The sequence below is a fragment of the Sinorhizobium sp. 7-81 genome, from assembly GCF_030124405.1.
Lineage (GTDB): Bacteria > Pseudomonadota > Alphaproteobacteria > Rhizobiales > Rhizobiaceae > Sinorhizobium > Sinorhizobium psoraleae.
On sequence record NZ_JASKLT010000002.1, the window covers coordinates 815,127 to 836,086 of the forward strand.

Genomic DNA, 20,960 nt, shown 5'->3' on the forward strand with positions numbered 1-20,960 from the left:
GCCCAGGTTCGTAGCAGAACCGCTCATTATTGCCGACAGTCTCGGCAGTTCTCACGCCGTAAGCAACGTGCGCCCCGTTTCTGGATCGAACAGATGCAGTGCCGCCTCGTCAAAGGAGAAGGCATGCTCCAATCCGGCGACGAGCCGGGTGCGCGGCGGGAGGCAGGCAGTAATGCGCTGCTCGCCGAGCTTCGCTGTGGCGACGAGCTCCGGCCCGGTCAGTTCCACGACTTCGACGCGTGCCGTGACACGCGTGCCTGGCATGCCCATGTTTGCAAGTCGCAATGCTTCTGGTCGTATTCCGATCTTGACGCGCCGGCCCGCCGTCACGGCATTTCTGAAATCCACTGGCAGCGGTAGCGACTCGCCTGAGCTGGCAAGCCTTAAACCGTCGTCGGCTACGGCGGCGTCGAGAATGTTCATCGGCGGCGAACCGACGAAGCCGGCGACATAAAGCGTTGCCGGCCGGTCGTAGATATCCTCCGGAGTGCCGAGCTGCTCGATGCGGCCGTCGCGCATCACGGCGATGCGCGTCGCAAGCGTCATCGCCTCGATCTGATCGTGGGTCACGTAGACGATGGTGGTCTTCAGCATCTGATGCAGCCGCTTCAGCTCGGTGCGCATCTCCATGCGCAGCTTGGCGTCGAGGTTCGACAGCGGCTCGTCGAAAAGGAAGACCTGCGGATTGCGCACCAGCGCCCGGCCGATCGCAACGCGTTGGCGTTGGCCGCCGGAAAGCTGGCTCGGCTTGCGGTCGAGAAGATTTTCGATCTGGAGCAGGCGGGCGGTTTCGCGCACGGCCTTCTCGCGCTCGGGCGCCGGTACCTTGCGCATTTCGAGGCCGAAGCCGATGTTGCGTGCAACGCTCATGTTCGGATAGAGCGCATAGGACTGGAACACCATGGCGATGTCGCGATCCTTGGGGTGCAAGCCCATGATCGAGCGCTCGCTGATGCGGATGTCGCCGCCGCTCGGCTCGGCAAGCCCGGCGATGATGTTCAGGAGGGTGGACTTGCCGCAGCCGGACGAGCCGAGCAGCACCAGGAACTCGCCGCTTTCAAGCGCAATGTCGATGCCCTTCAGCGTTTCCACCTCACCGTAGCGCTTGTGGATGTTGCGGATCTCGAGTGCGCTCATTTCCTGGTCTCCTGGAGGAAGGCCGAAAGGGGCTTGCCGTAGCTGCGCGGCAGCGTGGATATGGCTTCGGAAGCGATCGCGACACCAACCCGCAGGCATTCTTCGAGCGGCAAATCGGCGGCAAGCGCGGCCAGGAGGCCGGCGTTGAAGACATCGCCGGCGCCGATGGTGTCGATGACGTCAACGCGCGGCGCGGGAACCGAAAATTGCGCGCCGGTCTTGTCGAAGGCAAGCGCACCGTAGGGTCCGCGCTTGACGACGACGATCGCTTCGGCCGGCATCCTTTCCTTCAGATGTCGCGCGGCTTCGCCGGGGTCCGTCTCTCCGGTCAAGGTCGTCGTCTCGACTTCGTTGAAGAGGGCGCAATGGCAGCGCTTCAGCCAATCGAGAGTCCTGCGTTTGTTCGCCTCGGTCCAACCGTCGAGCGGCCAGCCGGTATCGAGCGCAACAGCGATATCGTGCGCGTCTGCCCAATCGAAAAAGTCGTCATAGGCAAGCGTCAGCGCATCGGTCAGGAACGAACCGGCAAGCAGCGCGTAGCCGCCACGGAGACGCTCGCCGTCAAGCATCGCGCGAACCTCGTCGAAGCTGAAGAGCGGCAGGTGGCCGCGCGTGGTGAAAAACGTGCGCTCGCCGTCCGGATGGGTGATGCCGACCGAGAGCGTCGTGCCCACGGCCACCGCTGGCCAGCCCTTGGAGCGCGCGCCGAAGGCCTCTCTCAGCCAGATGCCGAACTGGTCGTTGCCGACGTTCGCGGCGATCGCGTAGTCCACACCGAGCGAATCCCAGGCGAGCGCGCTGTTGCCGGCGCAGCCGCCGACACGCAACTCGTCGTGGTCGACGATGATTTCCGTGCCGGCCTTCGGCCAGGGTTCGGCCGGACCGAGGATCAGGTCGATGTTGACGTTGCCGATGACTGCAAGCGGGCGCATGTCGTTACTCGCTCCGGGTGATCTTGGTGGAGCGCACCGGCGTGCCGGCATTGTCTACGCGGGCATCGGCAAAGGCGAGCATGAGTGACTGCGCGACCGGCAGCATGGCGAAGATGGCCGCCATGCCTGCGGCGCGCCCGAAGCGGATCGTCACGACCCCTTCGACCGGCGGTTCACCGGACGCATCGAAGACGATCACGGGGGAGCCCGCTTCGGCTGCGGAGTTCGCCATGGCGGCCACCAGGTCTGCCGTCGGATCAGCAGCGCGGAAGAGCACGACCCCGACATTCGGCCCCAGCATTTCCATGGGACCGTGGCGAAGTTGTCCGCCTTCGAGCGAGAAGCAGGGCAGGCGTGACAGTTCGGTGAGCCCAAGCGCGATAGCCTCGGCGAGGCCCTGCAGCCGGCGGCCGGAGGTGACCACGGTGCGCGCATCGGCGAGCGCAGTCAGAGCATCGTCGATCGCGGGCGCCTCGGGCTCGCGAAGGGCGTGCAGCGCATCGGCCGGATCTTCACCGAGTGCGGCGAGAACTGCGAGATGCAGCGCGAAACTGATGGTCAGACTGCGGGTTGCGGCGAACGCCTGCTCGGTGCCGCCAGCGCCGATGAGCGATGGCGTCGAACGCGCCAGGAAGGAATTGCCTTCCAGCGTCAGGCCGAACGTATCCGGCGTGCCGCCGTTGATCTCCCTGAACCAGCGCAGCACCTCGGCGCTTTCGCCCGACTGGGAGGTGATCAGAATAGTCCTTCCTTCGACCGGCAGCGGCTGGCCGAGCTGTTCGGAAAGCGGGATCGCCACGGCTTCGACGCCGAGTGCCCGATAGAGCGGCTCGACGGCACGGCCGACGGCATGAGAGCCGCCCATGCCAAGCAGGAGGAGGCGGCCTGTCGATTTCAGCGATGCGGCAATTTTTTGCGCAAGGGCAGCCGAACCTTCGTAGGAAGCGATGGCATCGGCGTGCTGGCGCGCCATCTCCTTGTCGATCGCGATGAGCCCGGCGGGGCGCTCCTTGGAAGCCTTCATGATCATCCTTTGACGCCGCCGCTTGTGAGCCCGGCAATCAGGGCCCGCTGCATGACGAGACCGATCAGCGCCGGGGGCAGGGCGGCAAGCACACCGGCGGTAGCGATCAATCCGTAGTCGGAGACACGGCCGCCGGCGAGATCCGCGATGGCGACAGTGAGGGTCTTGGCGCGCAGGTCGGAGGTGAAAAGCAGCGCGTAGAAGAATTCGTCCCAGGCAAGCAGAAAGGCAAAGAGCGCGGAGGTCGCCATGACCGGGGCGGCAAGCGGCAGTGTCAGCAGCCTGAGGATCTGGTCGAGCCGTGCGCCATCGATCATCGCGGCGCTTTCGATTTCCCTCGGTATGGAATCGAAGCCCGATTTCAGCAGCCAGGTGGTGAAGGGCGCGAGGATCGTCAGATAGACCAGCGCCAGCCCGAAGACGGAGTTGAGCAGACCGAGATAGGCAAGCCCCATATAGAGCGGCACCGCGAGCGCGACGGGCGGCAGCATATAGGTGGCGATCACCGCATAGAGCGACCAGGAGACCGTCGGTGTGCGCGAAACCGCCCAGGCGGAGGGAATGGCGACGGCGATCGCGGCCAGTGTCGCCATGCCGGCAACCTTCAGGCTGTTGAGCAGAGAGGCGACGAAGGCGGCGCCGGCGGTGTTTTCGATCGTCGACAGCAGGGCGCGGTAGCGCGAAAGATCGATCTCGTCCGGCCACCAGTTGAGGGGCTTGGCGGAAAGGTCGGCGGCCGACGAGATGCTCATGACGAAGAGCCAGGCAAGTGGCGCCAGGATGACGATCGCAAGCAGCAGCGCACTCAAATAGACGAAGGCGGTGAAGAGCGGGTTCCGGCGTTCCATCATGACGCTCCAGCCGCCTTGCGAAGCAGCGCCGCATAGGCAACCGCGAGAATAGTCACGAGCAATGTGACGATAAGGGCGAGCGATGCGCCGGAGCCCGCCCGCTGGAAGGAGAAGGCCTCCTGATAGACGAGGATCGAGAGCGTGCGCGTGCTGTTCGCCGGTCCGCCGCGGGTCATCACCCAGATGATGTCGAAGACCTTGAAGGCCTCGATCGTGCGCAGCACGAGCGCCACAAGCAGGGGGCCCGCGAGATAGGGCATGATCACGTAGCGGAAGCGGTTGAACGGACCCGCGCCGTCGACAAGTGCTGCCGCGGTGATGTCGCGGGGAACGGCCTGAAGGGCGGCGAGCGCGATCAGCGCCACCAGCGGGAAATTCTTCCAGCAATCGGCGACGATCAGCGCGATGAGCGCCGAACCCGGCTCGCCGAGCCAGGAGCGATAGCTGTCGAGCAGGCCAAGTTGGGTGAGTGCGGCGTTGAGGGCGCCGTATTCCGGATTGTAGATCAGCCGCCAGAGTGTGGCGTTGACCACCGTCGGCAAGGCCCAGGGCAGGATCATCAGGGCTCTGAGTGCTGTCCGCCCGCGAAATTGCTGGTTGAGCAGGAGCGCGGCGAGCACGCCCAGCACCATTTCGGCGGCGACGGACACGACCGCAAACCAGGTGGTCGTGATCAGCGCCCGCTGGAAGTTTGAGCCGCCGAGCGTCTTTGCGTAGTTGTCGAGGCCGACGAAACCGCCCGCGGTGCCGACGAGTTTCGCATCGGTGAAGGAGAGCCGCACCGTATCGACCAATGGCCAGCCGATGACTGCCACCATGACCACGAGCAGCGGCAGCATCAAGAGCCACGCACGCGTTGTTATCCAGGTACCGGGCATGGAATGAAAGACCCTTGCGGCCGTCAGAGCCGTATTATGCGATTCATCGTGTCTCGCCGTTCACATCGGGCGGCCCGGCCGCCCGATGTCAAGTTGGCGTCCTCAGAGACCGCTGTTCTCGGCAGCCGTCTTCAAGGCATCTTCGGCGGAGGTCTGGCCGAGCAGCGCTTCCTGGATAGCCTGCTGCAGGGCAGTCGAAAGCTCCTGGTATTTCGGCGTCGTCGGACGCGGATACATGGCCGCGAGGCCGCGTTTTGCCGCCGCGATCAGCTCTTCCTGGCCCGTCGTCACGCTGGGGTCCTCGTAGGACGAGGCCCAGATCGGCAGGCTGAGCTTCGCATAGGCGTTCTGCGTCGGCTGCGAGGTCATGTGGACGATGTATTTCCATGCCTCTTCCGGATGCTGGCTGGTCGAGGTGATGCCGAGGCCCATCGAGCCGTTGACGGCCGAAACCTCGCTCTTGCCGGCGACGCCCGGAGCCGGCACGACGCCGACCTTGCCCGCCACCTTGCTTTCCTTGGGATCGTTGGCAAGGTTGTACATATAGGTCCAGTTGAGCGCGAATGCGGCTTCGCCGTTCTGGAACACCTTGCGCACATCCTCCTCAAGGAACTCCTTGGAATTCGGGTTGGTGAGACCGGAGGTGTAGCTCGAAACCATGTAGTTCAGCGCATCAAGTCCGCCGCCGGTGGTAAAGGCCGGCTTGCCGCCTTCGATGAAGTTGCCGCCATAGGCGCTCACCAGCGTCGTGTAGTCGCAGATCGCGGCTTCCGCCTGCGACCAGCTCCAGGCGATCGGGTTCTGGAGCAGTCCCTTGTCCTTGATCGTCTTTGCCTGCTCGGCAAGTTCGTCCCAGGTCTTCGGCGGCGCGGTGATACCTGCCTTTTCCAGGATTTCCTTGTTGTAGAAGAGATATTTGGTGTCGAGGATCCACGGCATGCCATAGCGTTTGCCGTCATATTCGACCGTGGTCCACGCGCCCGGCAGGACGCCGTTCTTCATCTCGTCGGTGATGCGGTCGGTGACATCGACGAGCACGTTGTTGGTGGCGTATTCGGCCGGCCAGATGACGTCGAACAGGACGACGTCGTAACCGCCGCCGGAACCCTGCGCCAGCACCGTCTTGTCGTGCAGCCCTTCATAGGGGACGAATTCGAGATTGACCTTCACGTCCGGATTGGCCTTGGTGAAGGCCTCGGTCATGGCGCGAACATCGGCTTCGCTATAGGCGGCCTGAGCCATGAACAACGCGTTCAGCGTCGTTTCCGCGTGAGCCTGGCTGCTGAAGGATATTCCGACAAGAGCGGCGCCGACGAGCGCGTTGCGTGTCGATTTCAACATTGTTGCCTCCAATAATCGATCGTTTCAGTTCCCGGCGTTGCTTGCGAGCGCCGGAGCGGGAAATCCGCCGCGACGTGCGGCGACGGTCGACAAATCAATCGGAGCGTTTGCGACAGAATAGCACCGTCGCTTTCGTTCCCCCGAGGTTCTTGCGACCTCTATTAAGTCAATTGTCTTGACTTATTTCTTCGCCAATATTCTAACAGTGTCAAGTGGGATCTGTGGATGAACGAGATGCGCCCCATTCGGGCAAAGAGCGGAACCAATCAGGAGGGGACCAGCGCGCACAACCGCCGCGTGATGATCGATGCTCTGCGGCTGAACGGGCAACTGTCGCGCGCCGATCTTGCGAGGGCGACAGCACTCACCAAGCAGACGGTATCGAACATTATCGAGGAACTCGAAAGCGACGGCCTGGTGGCGTCTCTTGCTGCCGTCCGTAAGGGCCGCGGTCAGCCGTCGACCCCCTATCGGCTGGTTCCCGAAGGCGCCTTCGCGATCGGGCTGCAGATCGACCGGCACGTCACGCGCACGATCGCGGTCGATCTGATCGGCGCCGTGCTCGCACGGGGCGAGGCGAACCTGCCTGCGGGCGGTCCGGAAAAAGGCGTCGGCACCATCTTGGATTTGATCGCCAGAACGCGTCACGACCTGGCGGGGATCGCGCCCCAATCCAGAGACCGCTTCGTGGGCCTCGGCATTGCGATGCCCGGCCCCTTCGGCATTGACGCAGACGCCGACGATCCCTGGATGATGGCGGCCTGGCAGAACTTTCCTCTCTTGGAAACACTATCGGCCGGTACGGGTCTCGACGTGCGTTTGCAGAACGATGCGGCCGCCGCAGCGACTGCCGAAAAGATGGTCGGCGCGGCGCACGGGCTCGATCAGGCGATCTGCATCTATCTTGGCTACGGCCTGGGGGCCGGATTGATCCTCAACGGCGAGCTCTATCGCGGCGCCAACGGCAATGCCGGTGAGATCGGCATGATCTTGAGCCAGCCGCGCGCGGCGTCCGGCACCCACCGTGCCCCGCTCGAGCACCGCGTTTCCATTGCATCGCTCAGCAAGATCCTCGGTCTCGATCCCGCCGATCCGGGTCTCTATCGCCGGATCGACGAGATCGCAGGCGGACCGGACGCACGCGTCACCGCCTGGGTCGAGGATGCGGCATTCGAGCTGCAAGCCGCCATCCAGACGCTGGAGAGCATTTTCGATCCGCAAACCGTGATCCTGTGCGGCGGCATGCCACCGGGTCTCGCCCGGCTGCTGATGGAGGCCATCCACCCGCTGTTACCTTCGATAGCGGAGCATCGCGCGAGAAGCATACCGCGCCTGCAGCTCGGCTTTACGGATCCCTGGGCCGTGGCGATCGGTGCGGCCGCGGAGCCGATCAGCCGGACTTTCGATCCTCGCTTTTCCGCGATCCTGAAGACGGCAACGGCGGGCGCGGTCTGACTGCAGCAGGATGGCACCTACATGTCGCGCCCAGCTTGCGAAAGGCAAGGTTGCTATTGTTACTTGAAATATTAGCAATATGGCGCTTAAATGCGGCCAAGTCGGCGGGACAATGTTTAGCTGCTGCACCAGTTATTTGAATGCGCCTGCAAACGTTTGGCGGCGGCAACTTTTTTTATCGCATACAAGAATTTTTATTATTTAAAATCAGAGGGATTGCGACATGTCTCTTCCCCATCTTCGGCGGCTTGAAGCCGAGGCGATTCATGTTATTCGAGAAGTCGTTGCAACGTTTTCCAACCCGGTTGTGCTTTATTCCATTGGCAAGGACTCCTCGGTCTTGCTGCACCTGGCGATGAAGGCGTTCTATCCGGCCAAACCGCCTTTTCCCTTTCTCCATGTGGACACCAGATGGAAGTTCCGGGAGATGATCGAGTTTCGTGACCGGATGGCGCGGCAGCTCGGGTTCAACCTTCTGGTGCACGTCAATCAGGACGGGATCGATCAGGGTATCGGGCCGTTCACGCACGGGTCCAATGTCCATACCCACGTCATGAAGACGATGGCGCTCAGGCAGGCGCTGGAGAAATACGGGTTCGACGCGGCCCTCGCGGGAGCGCGACGCGACGAGGAGAAGTCGCGGGCCAAGGAGCGCGTCTTCTCCATCCGCAGCGCCCAGCACGGCTGGGACCCGAAGCGCCAGCGTCCCGAGATGTGGAAGACCTACAACACGCGGGTCGGCCAGGGCGAGACGATGCGGGTCTTCCCGCTTTCCAATTGGACCGAATTCGACATCTGGCAATATATCCTGCGCGAGAACATTCCGATCGTGCCGCTCTATTTTGCGGCCCGGCGGCCGGTCGTGCGGCGCGACGGCATGCTGATCATGGTGGATGACGACCGCATGCCGATCCAGCCTGGCGAGGAGATCGCGGAGCGCCTGGTGCGTTTCCGCACACTCGGCTGCTATCCGCTGACCGGGGCGGTCGAATCCGAGGCTGCCACGCTTCCGGACATATTGCGGGAAATGCTGACGGTGCGTACGTCCGAACGGCAGAGTCGCCTGATCGACACGGACGAGGTCGGGGCGATGGAGAAGAAGAAGCGGGAGGGGTACTTCTGATGTCGTATCTTCAAACCATGCCGCCGCATGATATCGAGGCGCATTTGGCCGAGCACGACAACAAGTCGATCCTGAGGTTCATCACCTGCGGCTCTGTCGACGACGGCAAGTCGACCCTGATCGGACGCTTGCTTTACGATGCGAAGCTGATCTTCGAGGATCAGTTGGCAAATCTCGGCCGCGTCGGCAGCCCAGGCGCCGCGAACGGAAAGGAGATCGATCTGGCCCTGCTTCTCGATGGGCTCGAGGCAGAACGTGAACAGGGCATCACCATCGACGTCGCCTACCGCTATTTCGCCACGTCAAAGCGCAAGTTCATCGTCGCCGACACGCCCGGCCACGAGGAATATACGCGCAACATGGTGACCGGCGCCTCGACCGCGGATCTCGCCATCATCCTGATCGACAGCCGCCAGGGCATTCTCCAGCAGACACGGCGCCATTCATATATCGCCTCGCTGCTCGGCATCCGGCATGTCGTGCTGGCGGTCAACAAGATCGACCTGGTCGACTTCCGCCAGCAGGGCTTCGACGAGATCGTCGAAGACTACCTGGTTTTTGCCAAGGAACTCGGCTTTGCCAGTATCCGGCCGATCCCGATTTCCGCCCGTTACGGCGACAATGTCATCTCGGCTTCTGCGAACACGCCCTGGTACAAGGGGCCGGCTCTGCTTGAATATCTGGAGACGGTTGAACTCGACCCGACCGATCGGGAGAAGCCGTTCCGTTTCCCGGTCCAACTGGTCATGCGGCCGAACGCGGATTTCCGCGGCTATGCCGGACAGGTTGCGTCCGGAAGGATCTCGGTCGGCGATCCGGTGGTCGTCGCGAAATCCGGGCAACGCTCGTCGGTCAAGGCGATCGTCACCTATGACGGCAACCTCGAGACGGCGGAGGAGGGCGAGGCTGTAACGCTCATACTTTCGGATGAGGTCGACGCCTCGCGCGGCAACATGCTCGTCGCCCCCGGCTCGCGGCCCTTCGTGGCGGACCAGTTCCAGGCGCATCTTATCTGGTTCGACGCCAATGCGATGATGCCAGGGCGCAGCTATATCCTCAGGACCGAGACGGACAGCGTCAGCGCGACGGTCACGACGCTCAAGCACCAGGTCAACATCAACAGCTTCATCCGGGAGGCTGCGAAGTCGCTGCAGATGAACGAAGTGGGCGTCTGCAACATCTCGACGCAGACGCCGATTGCCTTCGACGCCTACAAGGACAACCGGGCGACAGGCAATTTCATCTTCGTCGACCGGGTGACGAACGCCACCGTCGGCGCCGGCATGATCGACTTCCCGCTGCGCCGCGCCGACAACGTCCATTGGCATGCGCTCGACGTGAACAAGGGCGCGCGCAGCGCGATGAAGAACCAGCGCCCTGCCGTGCTTTGGTTCACAGGCCTTTCCGGCTCCGGCAAGTCGACGATTGCGAACACGCTGGACCGGATCCTGCATGCGCGCGGCAAGCACACCTATCTGCTCGACGGCGACAATGTGCGTCACGGGCTCAATCGGGACCTCGGCTTTACCGAAGAGGATCGCGTCGAGAACATCCGCCGCGTGGCCGAGGTCGCCAAGCTCATGGCCGACGCCGGCCTGATCGTGCTCGTGTCCTTCATTTCTCCGTTCCGTGACGAGCGGCGCATGGCGCGAGAACTGATGGACGAGCGCGAGTTCATCGAGATATTCATCGACACCCCGCTCGATGAGTGCGCGCGTCGCGATCCGAAAGGGCTCTATGAGAAGGCGCTCGCCGGCAAGATTGCGAACTTTACCGGGGTGTCCTCGCCCTACGAGGCCCCGGAGAACCCGGAATTGCATCTGCGGACGGTCGGTCATGAGCCGATCGATCTGGCGCTTGAGATCGAGGAATTCCTCGACCGGCTGATGGAGGACAAATGACCCCCCTTTGCGAAGTGCTTGAACGCATTGCGCTCGACGCCGGAGCGGCGATTCTCGATGTTTATGACGCCGGCCCCAATGTTTCCTACAAGGACGACCAGTCGCCCGTCACCGAGGCGGACGAACGAGCCGAAGCCATCATCCTCGACAGGTTGGCGGTCGCCTTTCCGCGCATCCCCGTCGTCGCCGAAGAGGCGGTCGCGTCGGGCCGCGTTCCCGACATCAGCAGCGGCTGCTTCTTTCTGGTCGATCCGCTGGACGGGACGAAGGAATTCATCAACCGACGCAGCGACTTCACCGTCAATATCGCGCTCATCGAGGGGAATGTGCCGATCGCCGGCATCGTCTATGCGCCCGCGCAACGCTGCGCCTATGTCGCCGATGGTGGCCGGGCGGAAAAGCTTCTCCTTTGCCAAGATTGGAAGGTCGAGCAGAGGCAGGCGATCCGGGTGCGCACGCGCGGCGCCGCGCTGACGGCCGTTGCCAGCCGCTCGCACGGCAGTTTCGAGACCGAGGCGTTCCTAACCGGTTACGGCGTGACCGACTTTGCCTCGGTGGGTTCTTCGCTCAAATTCTGCCTTCTGGCCGAAGGCAAAGCGGATGTTTATCCGCGCTTCGGCCGAACGATGGAGTGGGATACGGCGGCCGGCGATGCGGTGCTGAAGGCCGCGGGCGGATCGGTGGTGCGGCTGGATGGCTCGCGCCTGCTCTATGGCAAGACGAGGCAGGACGCTGACAGCGACTTTGCAAACCCGCATTTCGTCGCCTGGGCGGACATGTCTGCGATGGCGCTCGCCCAATGCTGAATGGTGATGGCTGCACACGTCTCAGCAGACGGTCCGGGAAGTCGACCGGGCACTTATCGAGGGCGCAGTGAACATGGACGGGCAACGAAAAACCGGTGCCGGCAAGCCTGTGTTCTCCCGTTTTCGGGATCTGAACCGAGAGCAATTGAACGTGGAACTCCAGGTTCATACCAACTGGACCGATGGGCAGGCGACGGTGCTCGAAGTCCTGCAGGCGGCCGATGAACGCGGTCTCGCTGAGCTTGCCTTCACGGAGCATGTCCGAGAAGACACGTCGTGGTTTCCTGACTTCAAGGCTGAGATTCTTTCCGCTGCGCGCGGGTTCGATGGTTTGCGCGTCTATGTCGGCTGCGAGACGAAAGCCATGGATGACAATGGCCGGCTGGATGTGTCGCAGTCTGTGCTCGACGCATGCGACATCGTTCTCGGCGTCGTTCATCGGCTCCCGGACGGCCAGGGCGGCTATCTGGATTTCAAACAACTGTCATTCGACGAGACGTCCGAAATCGAATTCCGACTTTCGATGGGAATGATCGCAAATGCGCCGATCGACGTCCTTGGACATCCGGGTGGAATGAGCCTTAGGCGGCACGGCCTGTTTCCGGAGAGGTATTATCGCGCGTTGATGACGGCGACGCTCGAGCGGCGGATCGCGATCGAGATCAACTCCTCGTACCTGGTCGATATGCCTGCGTTTCTGGCCCTGTGCGAAGAGGTCAACCCGTTTGTTTCGATCGGTTCGGATGCGCATAAGTTGAACGAATTGGGCCGGTGCAGGGATCAGCTGCTTGAACTGGGGGTAGGGCGATCATGAAGGTCTTCATCACGGGTGCCGGCGCCCTCCTCGGGCAGGGCATCATTCGCGCCTTGCGGCGTTCGACCCTGAACGCGACGATCGTCGCGGGCGATCCAAGCCCGCTCTCGGCCGGCCTCTACTGGGGCGATGTCGCCTACCTTGTCCCGATGGCGAAGGACCCTGCCTATCTGGACAGGTTGGGCGACCTGCTGCGGGCCGAGCGGCCCGACATCCTCATTCCCGGAACCGATGTCGAGCTCCCGATTCTCTCGGCCAATCGCGAAGCGATCGAGAGGACCTATGGAACCAAGGTGATCATCAGCTCGCCTCGCGTCGTATCCATAGCGAACGACAAGTGGCTCACCGCCGAGTTCCTCCGGGAGCAGGGATTGGGGTTCGTTCCTTCGTGTTTGCCGGGTGACGAGGAGGCCCTGATCGAACAGTGCGGCTTTCCCCTCGTCGTCAAGCCCCGGGTCGGCGCCAGGTCGATCGGCTTCAGCGTCGTGCGTGACCGGGAGCAATTGAAGCGGGCCATAGCCGAGCAGGCCGGCATCGTCATACAGAAATATGTCGGCTCGGAAGCGACCGAGTACACCGCGGGCACGCTGACTTTCGATGGGAACTGCCGCGCGACAATCGTCATGCGGAGAGACCTTCGTGACGGCAACACTTACAGGGCGTTTGCCGAAGCCTTTCCTGCTCTGAATGACGCGATGGCGCTGGCGGCCGACGCTCTTGGCGCCTATGGCCCGGCGAACTTCCAGTTCCGCTTGGACGAAGGTGTTCCCCGCATTTTCGAGATCAATGCGCGGTTCTCCGGGACGACGGCCGTCAGAATCCATGCAGGGTTCAACGAAGTGGAGATGTCGATCCGGCATATCCTCTTCGGCGAGCCAGTCGAGCAGCCGGAAATCATGCCGGTGACGATATTGCGGCACTGGTCGGAGACAGTGGTGAGACCCGGCGATTTGATCACGGCCACCGGGCGGCTGCAGGAAGAAGTCTAGGCGGCCAGTAAGGCGAGGTTCGACGCAGATGCAGCTCGTTGTTACCGGCGCGACAGGGTTTCTCGCTTCGAGACTGATCGGCCAGGCACTTTCAAAAGGTTACCAGGTCATCGCCCTCGCGCGCGACCCGGACCGTGTGGCATCGAAAAGCTCTCGTTTGCAAATCGAAAAATGGTCGATTGGTGACGCATTGCCGGCGGTGATGAAGGCTGACGCCATTCTTCACTTGGCCGCTTACATTCCCGCCGATCTCACCGACGCGCATCAGGCGGCGAAATGTTTCGAGGTCAACACGAATGGTGCCTTGCGGGTCGCGATGGATGCCGCTTCGCAGGGTGTTAAGCGGTTTGTCTTCTTCGGATCGGGGCAGGTGTACACGCCCGCGCCCGTACCCGCGTCTGAGACGAGCCCGGCCTTTCCGGTGGATCGCGCCAGCTATTATCTGGCGAGCAAGCTCTCGGCGGAAATTTGCCTGCTGGCTTTCGGAACGGCAAACGCCATGCCGGTGACGGTGCTTCGCCTCGCCTCGGTTTATGGTCCCGGCATGCATGGCTCGGGGATGGTGCCGACGTTCATCCGTGCGCTCGGGAGCGGGCGTTCAGTGGCCATACGAGACGGCGGCCGATATCGCGTCGACCTGGTATTTGTCGATGACGTCGTTTCCCTGGCACTGGAAGCGATCGAGAAAGAAAAGGCGGGAGTGTTCAATGCCGGCAGCGGGTATGGCTGCACGTCGCTGGAAGCGGCTCAAATCGTCGCCGATATCCTTGGAGCGGACCCGAACTTGGTCAACGTCGATGGCGAGCGGGGGAACGGAAGCACGACTGGCTTTGCGACGCTGAACGTCGCCAAGGCGGCCGAGCAGTTAGGTTACAGCCCACGCGCCTTTCGCGAAGGCATCGAAGCATGGAAGGCAGAGACAGGGCTGGCCGACTTCCGAAACGGGAGCGCGCAAGGCTGAGCCCTGACAGCGCCGTGCGCCTTTTGAGACCGCAAAAGTCGCTGTAACGCTTTGAATTGCTGCACGATTTCATCCATAAATCGATTCCGGGGAATCATGCAGCAGTGCCGCCGCAAAGAGGATGCGGGCGGAAGACCGCCCGCACTTTTTTCATTCCGCGCTACAGCGCCGCGCGTCTATGGCAAAGGACGCCGTAGCACTTTGAATTGCTGCATTTTTTGTCCTTAACTCGGTTACGATTTAAGGAAACATGCAGTAGGCGGCCCACGTCAGGCGAGGAGAAAATCGCTCCTCGAAAAGTTGGACGCGGAGAGACTGCCGTTCGGGTCATCCAAGAGGATGGAAAACGCATTGCCCACGGAGTCGTAACCCTTTACCAGCACGTCGCCGCCGGCTGCGTCATAAGCGTAGACAGTGCCCTTGGCGCCGGAACTCGAGTATTGGGTGACTCCGAGTTTCTCGATGACAAGGAAATCGACGCCGTCCTGGAAATCCATAACGGTGTCCCGACCGCTGAGCGCCGGGGTCGACTTGAATATGAAGCGATCGGAATCTGCTCCACCCCAAAGAATGTCGCTTCCCGCCTCGCCCATAAGAGTGTCTTTTCCCGAATCGCCGCGCAGCGTGTCGTTACCGTCGCCGGAATACAGGAAATCGCTGCCGGTGCCGCCGTAAAGGACGTCGTCGCCTCCTTCACCCGACAGCGTATCATTGCCGTCGTCGCCGTAGGCCAGATCGTTTCCGGCACCCACCGAAATCCTGTCGTTGCCCAGGCCGCCGTGGGCCTCGTCGATGCCGCTTTCGGAGTCGAGCACGTCATATCCGTCGCCGCCGTCGAGATAGTTGTTCCCGTCGCCGGCATCGACGATGTCGTCGCCGATGCCGCCATAAACGCGGTCGTTGCCAGATTGACCCTTCAGGGCATCGTTGCCCTCTTCGCCGTATATCGTGTCGTTTCCGGCACCGCCTCCTACTGCCTGCTGCGTGAGTTGTCCGGTTGCGGGATTTATTCGATTGTTGAATCCATCATTGCCTGAGCCGGCATAGATGATGTCATCGCCATCGCCTGCGTCGATGTACTCTTCGCCCGCTCCACCGTAGATCTTGTCGTTTCCGACACCGCCGAGAAACTTGTCATGGCCATCGCCACCGTTGAGCGTGTCGTTGCCGTCGCCGCCATCAAAGATGTCGTTACCCAGTCCACCGATGAAAGTGTCGAAACCGAGGCCGCCATCAAAACGGTCGTTGCCGTCGCCGCCGTCGGCATAGTCGTCGCCCGTACCAGCCTTGATTAAGTCATTGCCGAGGCCGCCAAAAATTCTGTCGTTCCCATCTCTACCCTCGAGGTAATCGTCTCCGGCATAGCCCCAGATCTCGTCGTTACCCAGAGTGCCGACAATCGAGTTGGTAAGATTGGTTCCCTTTAATAGCATCATAATCTCCTAGCAGTTGCCGGAGGGCGGATAGTTTGCGAATGGGGCGCAAAAGTGATCCCGACGTCAAAGACGCCAAGCGACGCAGAAGGCGCAGTATTTTACAGTGGAAAACTAAGCTATACTACTTATCGTGGTATGTATTATTGCTCCTCAACTGCGCTTTGGGAACGAGAAGCGAAGAGTATTTCTTAAGGCGTGGCAATTTTAACGAGAAATGCAAGGAGCGATGCACGACAATTGCATGCGTGAGTTCGGTTTAATGCATTAGAAACTCTGCATATTTTTCGGTGATCGCAGTGATTGCGTATTCATTTTCGACGCGCTGCCGTGCGTTGCGCGCGTAGCGCGCATACTCGGCAGCCGGCAGGTCAAGAATTCGGCGGATAGCAATGGCGAGAGCTTCGGGATCTCGGGCGGGCACGGCGATTCCGGCATTTCCCGCCACGGCGGCGGCATCGCCGACGTCGGTCGTCACGATCGGCTTGCCGTAGCTCATGGCTTCGGCAATGACATTGGGAAAACCTTCGGTCCTCGAAGAAAGAACCAAAAGGTCGATGCCTTGATAGAACTTCGCCATGTCGGTGATTTCCCCGCGGAGGTCGACCGCGTGAACTGGAAGCCCTGCCTGCGCCATGAGTTCGACCACAGCGGGATTGTCGCGCGACAACCCATTTCCCGCCGCGGAAAAGACTGCCTGCGGGTGGGTCTGGATGACTGAAGCCGCAGCCTTGAAGAAGGTCCCGTGATCCTTCTGCGGATGAAAGCGGCCGACAATGCCAATCCGCCTGGCGGCGGCCTTCGACGGGGAAGGGGGGAGGCGGGGAAGTTCGAATCCGTTCGGGATTACGATGGCATTCCGATTTGCGTAGCCATACTTGCGATGCAAGTCGAGGGCGCGGGCGCTATTGTAGATGATCCCCGATGGCAGATTCGACAACAATCTCGCCATCGCAATTGCCAGGCGCGAACTGCGCGTGAGGGAGGCAGGGTCATCCAGGGATTGACGAACGTTCCAGAAGACTTGTGCCCCGTGCCGGGCGACGCGCGCAGCGACGGTGCCGGCGATCATCGCGTGGTACATCCAGCACAGGATCACGTCGGGCCGCTCCTTCTTGATCAGCCGGGAGAGGCGTAGAACTGCGCCCGTGAGCGCGGCGAGGGAGGCGGCCTCAAGCGAAACGTAGACGACCCTCGGGTTGTCGGCGAGGCGACGGTTCCGTTCCGATATGCCCATGAGCGACACGACAATGATACGCTCGTCGGTCGAATTGTGTAGCAAACGTGCCAGCATCGTTTCGGCGCCGGCACTGGCTGTAAAGTTGGTAATGACATGCATTATCATTTGAGCGCCCTAGCTCGCCACTGCCGATTCTGCCGCGCCCTGGAAGAACGCCCTCAATCTGCCAAGTTCATGCCGGCGAACAGCATCCGGTTGATCATGTGCACGTCGAACTTGGTCTCTGCCACTTCCCGTGATTGCCTGCCCATCTTTTCCGCCAACTCCGGGCTCTCGGCATAGCAGGCCATTGCGTCTGCGAGAGCGACGATGTCGCGCGCCTTGACGACCATGCCGTTCACTCCCGGCTGTACCGTGTCGCGGCAACCCGGCAGATCCGTGGTAATGACGGCTCGTCCTGTGGCCAAGGCTTCGAGGATGCTTCGCGGAATGCCTTCGCGGTAGTAGGACGGCAGGACGAAAACGTTGCACGCCGTAAGGTAAGGCCGGACGTCCGCGGTCGTGCCGAGATAGTCCAATACCCCCTCGCGCACCCAGCCGTCGATTTCCTCGCGCGAGATGGCCGTCGGATTGCTGTCGAAATGGCCGAGCAGTTGAAACTTGGCATTTGGGAAAGATCGACGCACGATCCGAGCGGCTTCAACATACTCCACAATGCCCTTGTCGCGCAGGAGCCGGGCGATCATCAGGAAAGTCGGCCCGCTCCGAGGCGGTATCGAGAATGTGAAATGGTCCAGATCGACGCCAGATCCGGGAATCTTTGTCGGCAAGAGGTCGGCTCCCAACATTCGGTAGCGGCGAATGTCGTCAGCATCTGCGTCGTTATAGACAAAGACCACTCTGGCGCCCCGCAGCGCCAAACGATACAGCCGGACGCACAAATGGCGAATGGCTCGCGCTTTGAACGAGTGACCGGCCGCGTCCGAGAACACGTGGCCGAGGCCGGTCACGAGGAAGCAGCGCTCCTTTATCCCAAGGGCCCTGGCCGCGATTCCGGCGTAGATGATCGGCTTCATGGTGTAGGGAAGGACTATGTCCGGTTTCAGCCGCCTGAAGTGCTGTCGCAGCGACCAAAAGGTACGGATGTCGTCCAACGGGTTGAGTCCGGTTCGCGCCATGTGGATGCGAACGAAACGCACGCCGATCCGGGCGAGCTCCTGCTCGACTCGCACATCGTTTTCGGGAGCGAAGGCTATGACGTCGTGTCCGGCGGCGACCAATCGCTTCAGCAATTCGAGCCGAAAGATCACGAGAGATGCCGTCAAGCTGGCGACGACCGCAATCACGCGTTTCTGACGGGGCGGGTAAGCTGCGCCGGCGGGTTTTGCCGACTGGCCCGCAATCTGCTCGGCTGCGGTGCGCGAAACCTGTTCAACAAGCTTCAAGGCTTACCTCCAGATTCGACTCCACCCCGAGAATTGAGACATCCGCGCCCGGCTCTCCTGCTTCGCGGTGTTGTCCGCATTCGCAGGCAGGAGAGTGGTGCGTGTCCCGGCCGCGGAATCCGAGCAGCCACTATCGCCGGCACCCACAGATGCATTGCACGATCCGCCCTTACCAATCGCGCCTGTCTTCCTTTAATTGCCCGGAAAGCGGAGCTCCCCGCGGGTGCCCTTGCGGTAGCCAGCTCGCGATGTGCGTGCCTTGGCCTTGATGTGGTCCTTCGGCCGCCGCGGCATGCGTTTGCTGGCGGCCCTGGGCTTGCGATCAGCCTCGTGCTCATATCGCGGTAGCAACTCGCGCATGACCGCCACGACGTCCGTCTCGTTGCCCCGCTCCGAATGGCGCTGCAGGCGTGCGAAGGCGTCCTTCAGAGTTGGCAAGGGTATGGGCTCCGGCACCGCTCCGAGGACGCCCGGCACCGGCGAGTTGATGCGCTTGTCGGTTTCGTCGAAAAGCTCCTCGAAGAGCTTTTCGCCCGGCCGGCAACCAATGATCTTGATTTCGATGTCCTGATCCGGCGTGAAGCCGGCCAACCGGATCATCCGGCGGGCGATATCGATGATCTTGATCGGCTCGCCCATGTCGAGGACGAAGATCTCGCCCTGTCCGAGCTGCTTTTCGAAGCCATAAGCCGAAGCCTGCAGCGTCAGTTCGACAGCTTCCCGGATCGTCATGAAGAACCGCGTCATGTTTTCATCGGTCACGGTCAGCGGCCCGCCTCTTGCAAGCTGGCGCTTGAAAAGCGGGATCAGCGAACCGCTGGACCCCAGGACATTGCCGAAGCGAACCGTCATGAAGCGTGGCCCCTGACCCGTTTCGAGGCCGTTCAGGTCGAGCGCCTGGCAATAAAGCTCCGCAAGGCGCTTCGTCGCGCCCATGACGCTGGTTGAATTCACCACCTTGTCGGTCGAGATCTGAACCATGGCAAGCGTGCCAAATTTCTTCGCCGCATTAGCGACGTTCATGGTGCCGATGACATTGGTGAGTACGCCCTCGCAGGGGTTCAACTGCACCATCGGCACATGTTTCAGGGCGGCCGCATGAAAGACCAGCTCAGGCCGATGCCGCGCGAATATCTCCTCAACCCGCTGGCTGCGGCGGACACTGCAGAGATAGCTCCACCGCGATACGTCCGGGAAGCTTTCGTTCAGGGCCATGTCGATCGCGTAAAGATTGTATTCCGTGTTGTCGATCAGCACGAGTTCCGCCGGTTCACAGGCGGCGACCTGCGTCGTCAGCTCGCTGCCGATCGAACCGCCCGCTCCGGTGATGAGCACGCGCCGGCCGCGAACGAGGCGACCGATTGCCTCGCGGTCGAGCGCCGCCTGGGGGCGCTCCAGCAGGTCGGTCAGTTCGATAGACCGCAGCTCGTAGGGGTTGTCGCCCTTTGCGCGCTTAAGTTCGGTCATCTGCGACAGGCGCGAGACGGCAATCCCAAGTTTTTCGGCGGAGCGCAGGAGGTTATCCGATGCCTCCTCGCCGAAGGCCGCAGGGGCTTCCGTGAAGACTACGTGACGCGGCTGCCTGTTGAGCTGCTGCAAATCCGTCACCACCTGCTCGAAATCCTCGATGCGTCCGGCAATCGGCACGCTGCGCAGGCTCATGCCGATCTGGTCCTCATTCCTGTCGAGGCAGGCGACCGGAATATAGGTGGCATTGGGATCGCGTGCGAGCGCCCGCAAATAGAGATCGGCCGCGTCGCCCGCGCCCACGAGCAGCAACGGTATGCGGTGATCGTTTTCTGCCCCTTTGTTGCGTCCGTTCCTGAAAACGGGCCGCGCCAGCGGGATTTCCTCTGCGCGAAAGCTCAGCCGTGCGGCGGCAAGGAATGCGATCAGGAGCAGCGACTGCATCGGCACGACGGTTCGTGGGATATCGGTCAGCCTGGTGGAGAAGAATAGGAGCGAAACAAGCAGCAGGGATGTCAGGAGCACCGCGCGAAGGATGATGAAAAGATCGGAAATGGAACCGTATTTCCAGTTTCGGCTGTAGAGCCCGGACAACGGGAAAACGAGTGCGCAGATGACGAGGTACTGTGCGCCGGACCATAACAGGACGGAGGCTGTTTCCGGTCTCGTCTTGAGCTCGGCGACGCCGTAGCGCAACAACAAGGCCACGGCGAGCGCGATGGCCGCTGATCCGAGATCGCCAAGGTACAGGGCGGAACATTTGTGAACGCTGCGAACAGCGCCGCGGATGCGTCGGCTGCCTATGTCGACCGCCGCTCCCCATACCGCCAACAGCATCTTGGCGGTGCCTTTTCCCGCCTCTTCTCTCCGTAATATCGATGGCAGCATCAAGAAACGATCACGAACTGCCTTAGCGGCTGTGTGTATACGCAGCATGAAGGCCCCTTCCTGAAAAGCTGTAAGCCCCACCGACCTGCTCAACGACGCTGCACCTCTCCCCCACAATGTAAATGGTGGCCGAAGGTTGCTGTCTATTGGTTGTCCCGTTGACTGGCTCGAGAGGCTAGATAAATTAACTTCAACAAAATATAGGCGACCGCGACTGACTAGGTCCCGGCGCAAAATGTCCTTGGCATATTCGAATTCTGTAATAAAAAAGCATGTAATTAACTGGTTGTAAATAGTCTTCGGCGAATCCGCCCAATTATAGTTTTCTGACAAAC

General features: G+C 61.6%; 17 protein-coding genes. 7 read left to right on the top strand and 10 right to left on the bottom strand.

What is annotated here, in order from left to right; all coding sequences use genetic code 11:
* Window positions 1–51: 51 nt before the first annotated feature.
* From QN224_RS11045 to QN224_RS11070, 6 genes are all read right to left on the bottom strand, one after another.
* Window positions 52–1,137: a sn-glycerol-3-phosphate ABC transporter ATP-binding protein UgpC gene (locus tag QN224_RS11045; RefSeq protein ID WP_283976682.1), complete on the bottom strand. Its 1,086-nt coding sequence runs from the start codon at window positions 1,135–1,137 to the stop codon at window positions 52–54.
* Window positions 1,134–2,069, bottom strand: a complete 936-nt coding sequence (locus tag QN224_RS11050) for a PfkB family carbohydrate kinase (protein ID WP_283976683.1) — start codon at window positions 2,067–2,069, stop codon at window positions 1,134–1,136. Before QN224_RS11050 ends, QN224_RS11045 begins: the two co-directional genes overlap by 4 nt.
* Before the next feature lie 4 nt (window positions 2,070–2,073).
* Complete coding sequence (locus tag QN224_RS11055) at window positions 2,074–3,099, bottom strand: SIS domain-containing protein (RefSeq protein WP_283976684.1); 1,026 nt, start codon at window positions 3,097–3,099, stop codon at window positions 2,074–2,076.
* Window positions 3,096–3,941: a carbohydrate ABC transporter permease gene (locus QN224_RS11060; protein WP_283976685.1), complete on the bottom strand. Its 846-nt coding sequence runs from the start codon at window positions 3,939–3,941 to the stop codon at window positions 3,096–3,098. The genes QN224_RS11055 and QN224_RS11060 overlap by 4 nt, the downstream gene beginning before the upstream one ends.
* Entirely contained in the window at window positions 3,941–4,822 is an 882-nt protein-coding gene (locus QN224_RS11065) for a sugar ABC transporter permease (protein ID WP_283976686.1), read from the bottom strand. Before QN224_RS11065 ends, QN224_RS11060 begins: the two co-directional genes overlap by 1 nt.
* Before the next feature lie 102 nt (window positions 4,823–4,924).
* Complete coding sequence (locus tag QN224_RS11070; RefSeq protein ID WP_283976687.1) at window positions 4,925–6,163, bottom strand: extracellular solute-binding protein; 1,239 nt, start codon at window positions 6,161–6,163, stop codon at window positions 4,925–4,927.
* 225 nt (window positions 6,164–6,388) lie between these two features.
* On the opposite strand from QN224_RS11070, the gene QN224_RS11075 reads away from it, so the two are divergent.
* From QN224_RS11075 to QN224_RS11105, 7 genes are all read left to right on the top strand, one after another.
* Window positions 6,389–7,618 carry an ROK family transcriptional regulator gene (locus QN224_RS11075; RefSeq protein ID WP_283976688.1) on the top strand — a complete coding sequence of 410 codons (1,230 nt, stop codon included), beginning with the start codon at window positions 6,389–6,391 and terminating at the stop codon, window positions 7,616–7,618.
* Window positions 7,619–7,841: 223 nt separating this feature from the next.
* A complete protein-coding gene (cysD, locus tag QN224_RS11080; protein ID WP_173512222.1) occupies window positions 7,842–8,741 on the top strand; it encodes a sulfate adenylyltransferase subunit CysD in 900 nt (299 codons plus the stop codon).
* Entirely contained in the window at window positions 8,741–10,642 is a 1,902-nt protein-coding gene (gene cysN / locus QN224_RS11085) for a sulfate adenylyltransferase subunit CysN (RefSeq protein ID WP_283976689.1), read from the top strand. The genes cysD and cysN overlap by 1 nt, the downstream gene beginning before the upstream one ends.
* Window positions 10,639–11,448, top strand: coding sequence for a 3'(2'),5'-bisphosphate nucleotidase CysQ (cysQ, locus tag QN224_RS11090; protein WP_283976690.1), 810 nt, complete (start codon window positions 10,639–10,641; stop codon window positions 11,446–11,448). Before cysN ends, cysQ begins: the two co-directional genes overlap by 4 nt.
* Window positions 11,449–11,521: 73 nt before the next feature.
* The gene (locus tag QN224_RS11095) at window positions 11,522–12,262 is read left to right on the top strand and encodes a PHP domain-containing protein (RefSeq protein ID WP_283976691.1); all 741 of its coding nucleotides are present in this window, start codon (window positions 11,522–11,524) and stop codon (window positions 12,260–12,262) included.
* Entirely contained in the window at window positions 12,259–13,251 is a 993-nt protein-coding gene (locus QN224_RS11100) for an ATP-grasp domain-containing protein (RefSeq protein ID WP_283976692.1), read from the top strand. Before QN224_RS11095 ends, QN224_RS11100 begins: the two co-directional genes overlap by 4 nt.
* A gap of 28 nt (window positions 13,252–13,279) precedes the next feature.
* Entirely contained in the window at window positions 13,280–14,212 is a 933-nt protein-coding gene (locus tag QN224_RS11105; protein WP_283976693.1) for an NAD(P)-dependent oxidoreductase, read from the top strand.
* A gap of 269 nt (window positions 14,213–14,481) precedes the next feature.
* Here QN224_RS11105 and QN224_RS11110 read toward each other — a convergent pair whose 3' ends face one another.
* The 4 genes from QN224_RS11110 to QN224_RS11125 form a co-directional block, all read right to left on the bottom strand.
* Window positions 14,482–15,645: a calcium-binding protein gene (locus tag QN224_RS11110; protein WP_283976694.1), complete on the bottom strand. Its 1,164-nt coding sequence runs from the start codon at window positions 15,643–15,645 to the stop codon at window positions 14,482–14,484.
* 259 nt (window positions 15,646–15,904) lie between these two features.
* Window positions 15,905–16,990: a glycosyltransferase gene (locus tag QN224_RS11115; RefSeq protein WP_283976695.1), complete on the bottom strand. Its 1,086-nt coding sequence runs from the start codon at window positions 16,988–16,990 to the stop codon at window positions 15,905–15,907.
* A gap of 53 nt (window positions 16,991–17,043) precedes the next feature.
* Window positions 17,044–18,270 (bottom strand): glycosyltransferase family 4 protein, encoded by a 1,227-nt coding sequence (locus QN224_RS11120; RefSeq protein ID WP_283976696.1) that lies wholly within the window; start codon window positions 18,268–18,270, stop codon window positions 17,044–17,046.
* 192 nt (window positions 18,271–18,462) lie between these two features.
* Window positions 18,463–20,574: a nucleoside-diphosphate sugar epimerase/dehydratase gene (locus tag QN224_RS11125; RefSeq protein WP_283976929.1), complete on the bottom strand. Its 2,112-nt coding sequence runs from the start codon at window positions 20,572–20,574 to the stop codon at window positions 18,463–18,465.
* Window positions 20,575–20,960 lie beyond the last annotated feature (386 nt).

Excerpts from the sequence above, each read along its gene's own strand:
- QN224_RS11055 (WP_283976684.1), bottom strand. The coding sequence starts at position 3,099 with ATGATCATGAAGGCTTCCAAGGAGCGCCCCGCCGGGCTCATCGCGATC.
- QN224_RS11100 (WP_283976692.1), top strand. The coding sequence starts at position 12,259 with ATGAAGGTCTTCATCACGGGTGCCGGCGCCCTCCTCGGGCAGGGCATC.
- QN224_RS11060 (WP_283976685.1), bottom strand. The coding sequence starts at position 3,941 with ATGGAACGCCGGAACCCGCTCTTCACCGCCTTCGTCTATTTGAGTGCG.
- cysQ (WP_283976690.1), top strand. The coding sequence starts at position 10,639 with ATGACCCCCCTTTGCGAAGTGCTTGAACGCATTGCGCTCGACGCCGGA.
- QN224_RS11125 (WP_283976929.1), bottom strand. The coding sequence starts at position 20,574 with ATGCTGTTGGCGGTATGGGGAGCGGCGGTCGACATAGGCAGCCGACGC.
- cysD (WP_173512222.1), top strand. The coding sequence starts at position 7,842 with ATGTCTCTTCCCCATCTTCGGCGGCTTGAAGCCGAGGCGATTCATGTT.
- QN224_RS11070 (WP_283976687.1), bottom strand. The coding sequence starts at position 6,163 with ATGTTGAAATCGACACGCAACGCGCTCGTCGGCGCCGCTCTTGTCGGA.
- QN224_RS11075 (WP_283976688.1), top strand. The coding sequence starts at position 6,389 with ATGAACGAGATGCGCCCCATTCGGGCAAAGAGCGGAACCAATCAGGAG.
- QN224_RS11115 (WP_283976695.1), bottom strand. The coding sequence starts at position 16,990 with ATGATAATGCATGTCATTACCAACTTTACAGCCAGTGCCGGCGCCGAA.
- QN224_RS11050 (WP_283976683.1), bottom strand. The coding sequence starts at position 2,069 with ATGCGCCCGCTTGCAGTCATCGGCAACGTCAACATCGACCTGATCCTC.
- QN224_RS11105 (WP_283976693.1), top strand. The coding sequence starts at position 13,280 with ATGCAGCTCGTTGTTACCGGCGCGACAGGGTTTCTCGCTTCGAGACTG.
- cysN (WP_283976689.1), top strand. The coding sequence starts at position 8,741 with ATGTCGTATCTTCAAACCATGCCGCCGCATGATATCGAGGCGCATTTG.
- QN224_RS11045 (WP_283976682.1), bottom strand. The coding sequence starts at position 1,137 with ATGAGCGCACTCGAGATCCGCAACATCCACAAGCGCTACGGTGAGGTG.
- QN224_RS11110 (WP_283976694.1), bottom strand. The coding sequence starts at position 15,645 with ATGCTATTAAAGGGAACCAATCTTACCAACTCGATTGTCGGCACTCTG.
- QN224_RS11065 (WP_283976686.1), bottom strand. The coding sequence starts at position 4,822 with ATGCCCGGTACCTGGATAACAACGCGTGCGTGGCTCTTGATGCTGCCG.
- QN224_RS11095 (WP_283976691.1), top strand. The coding sequence starts at position 11,522 with ATGGACGGGCAACGAAAAACCGGTGCCGGCAAGCCTGTGTTCTCCCGT.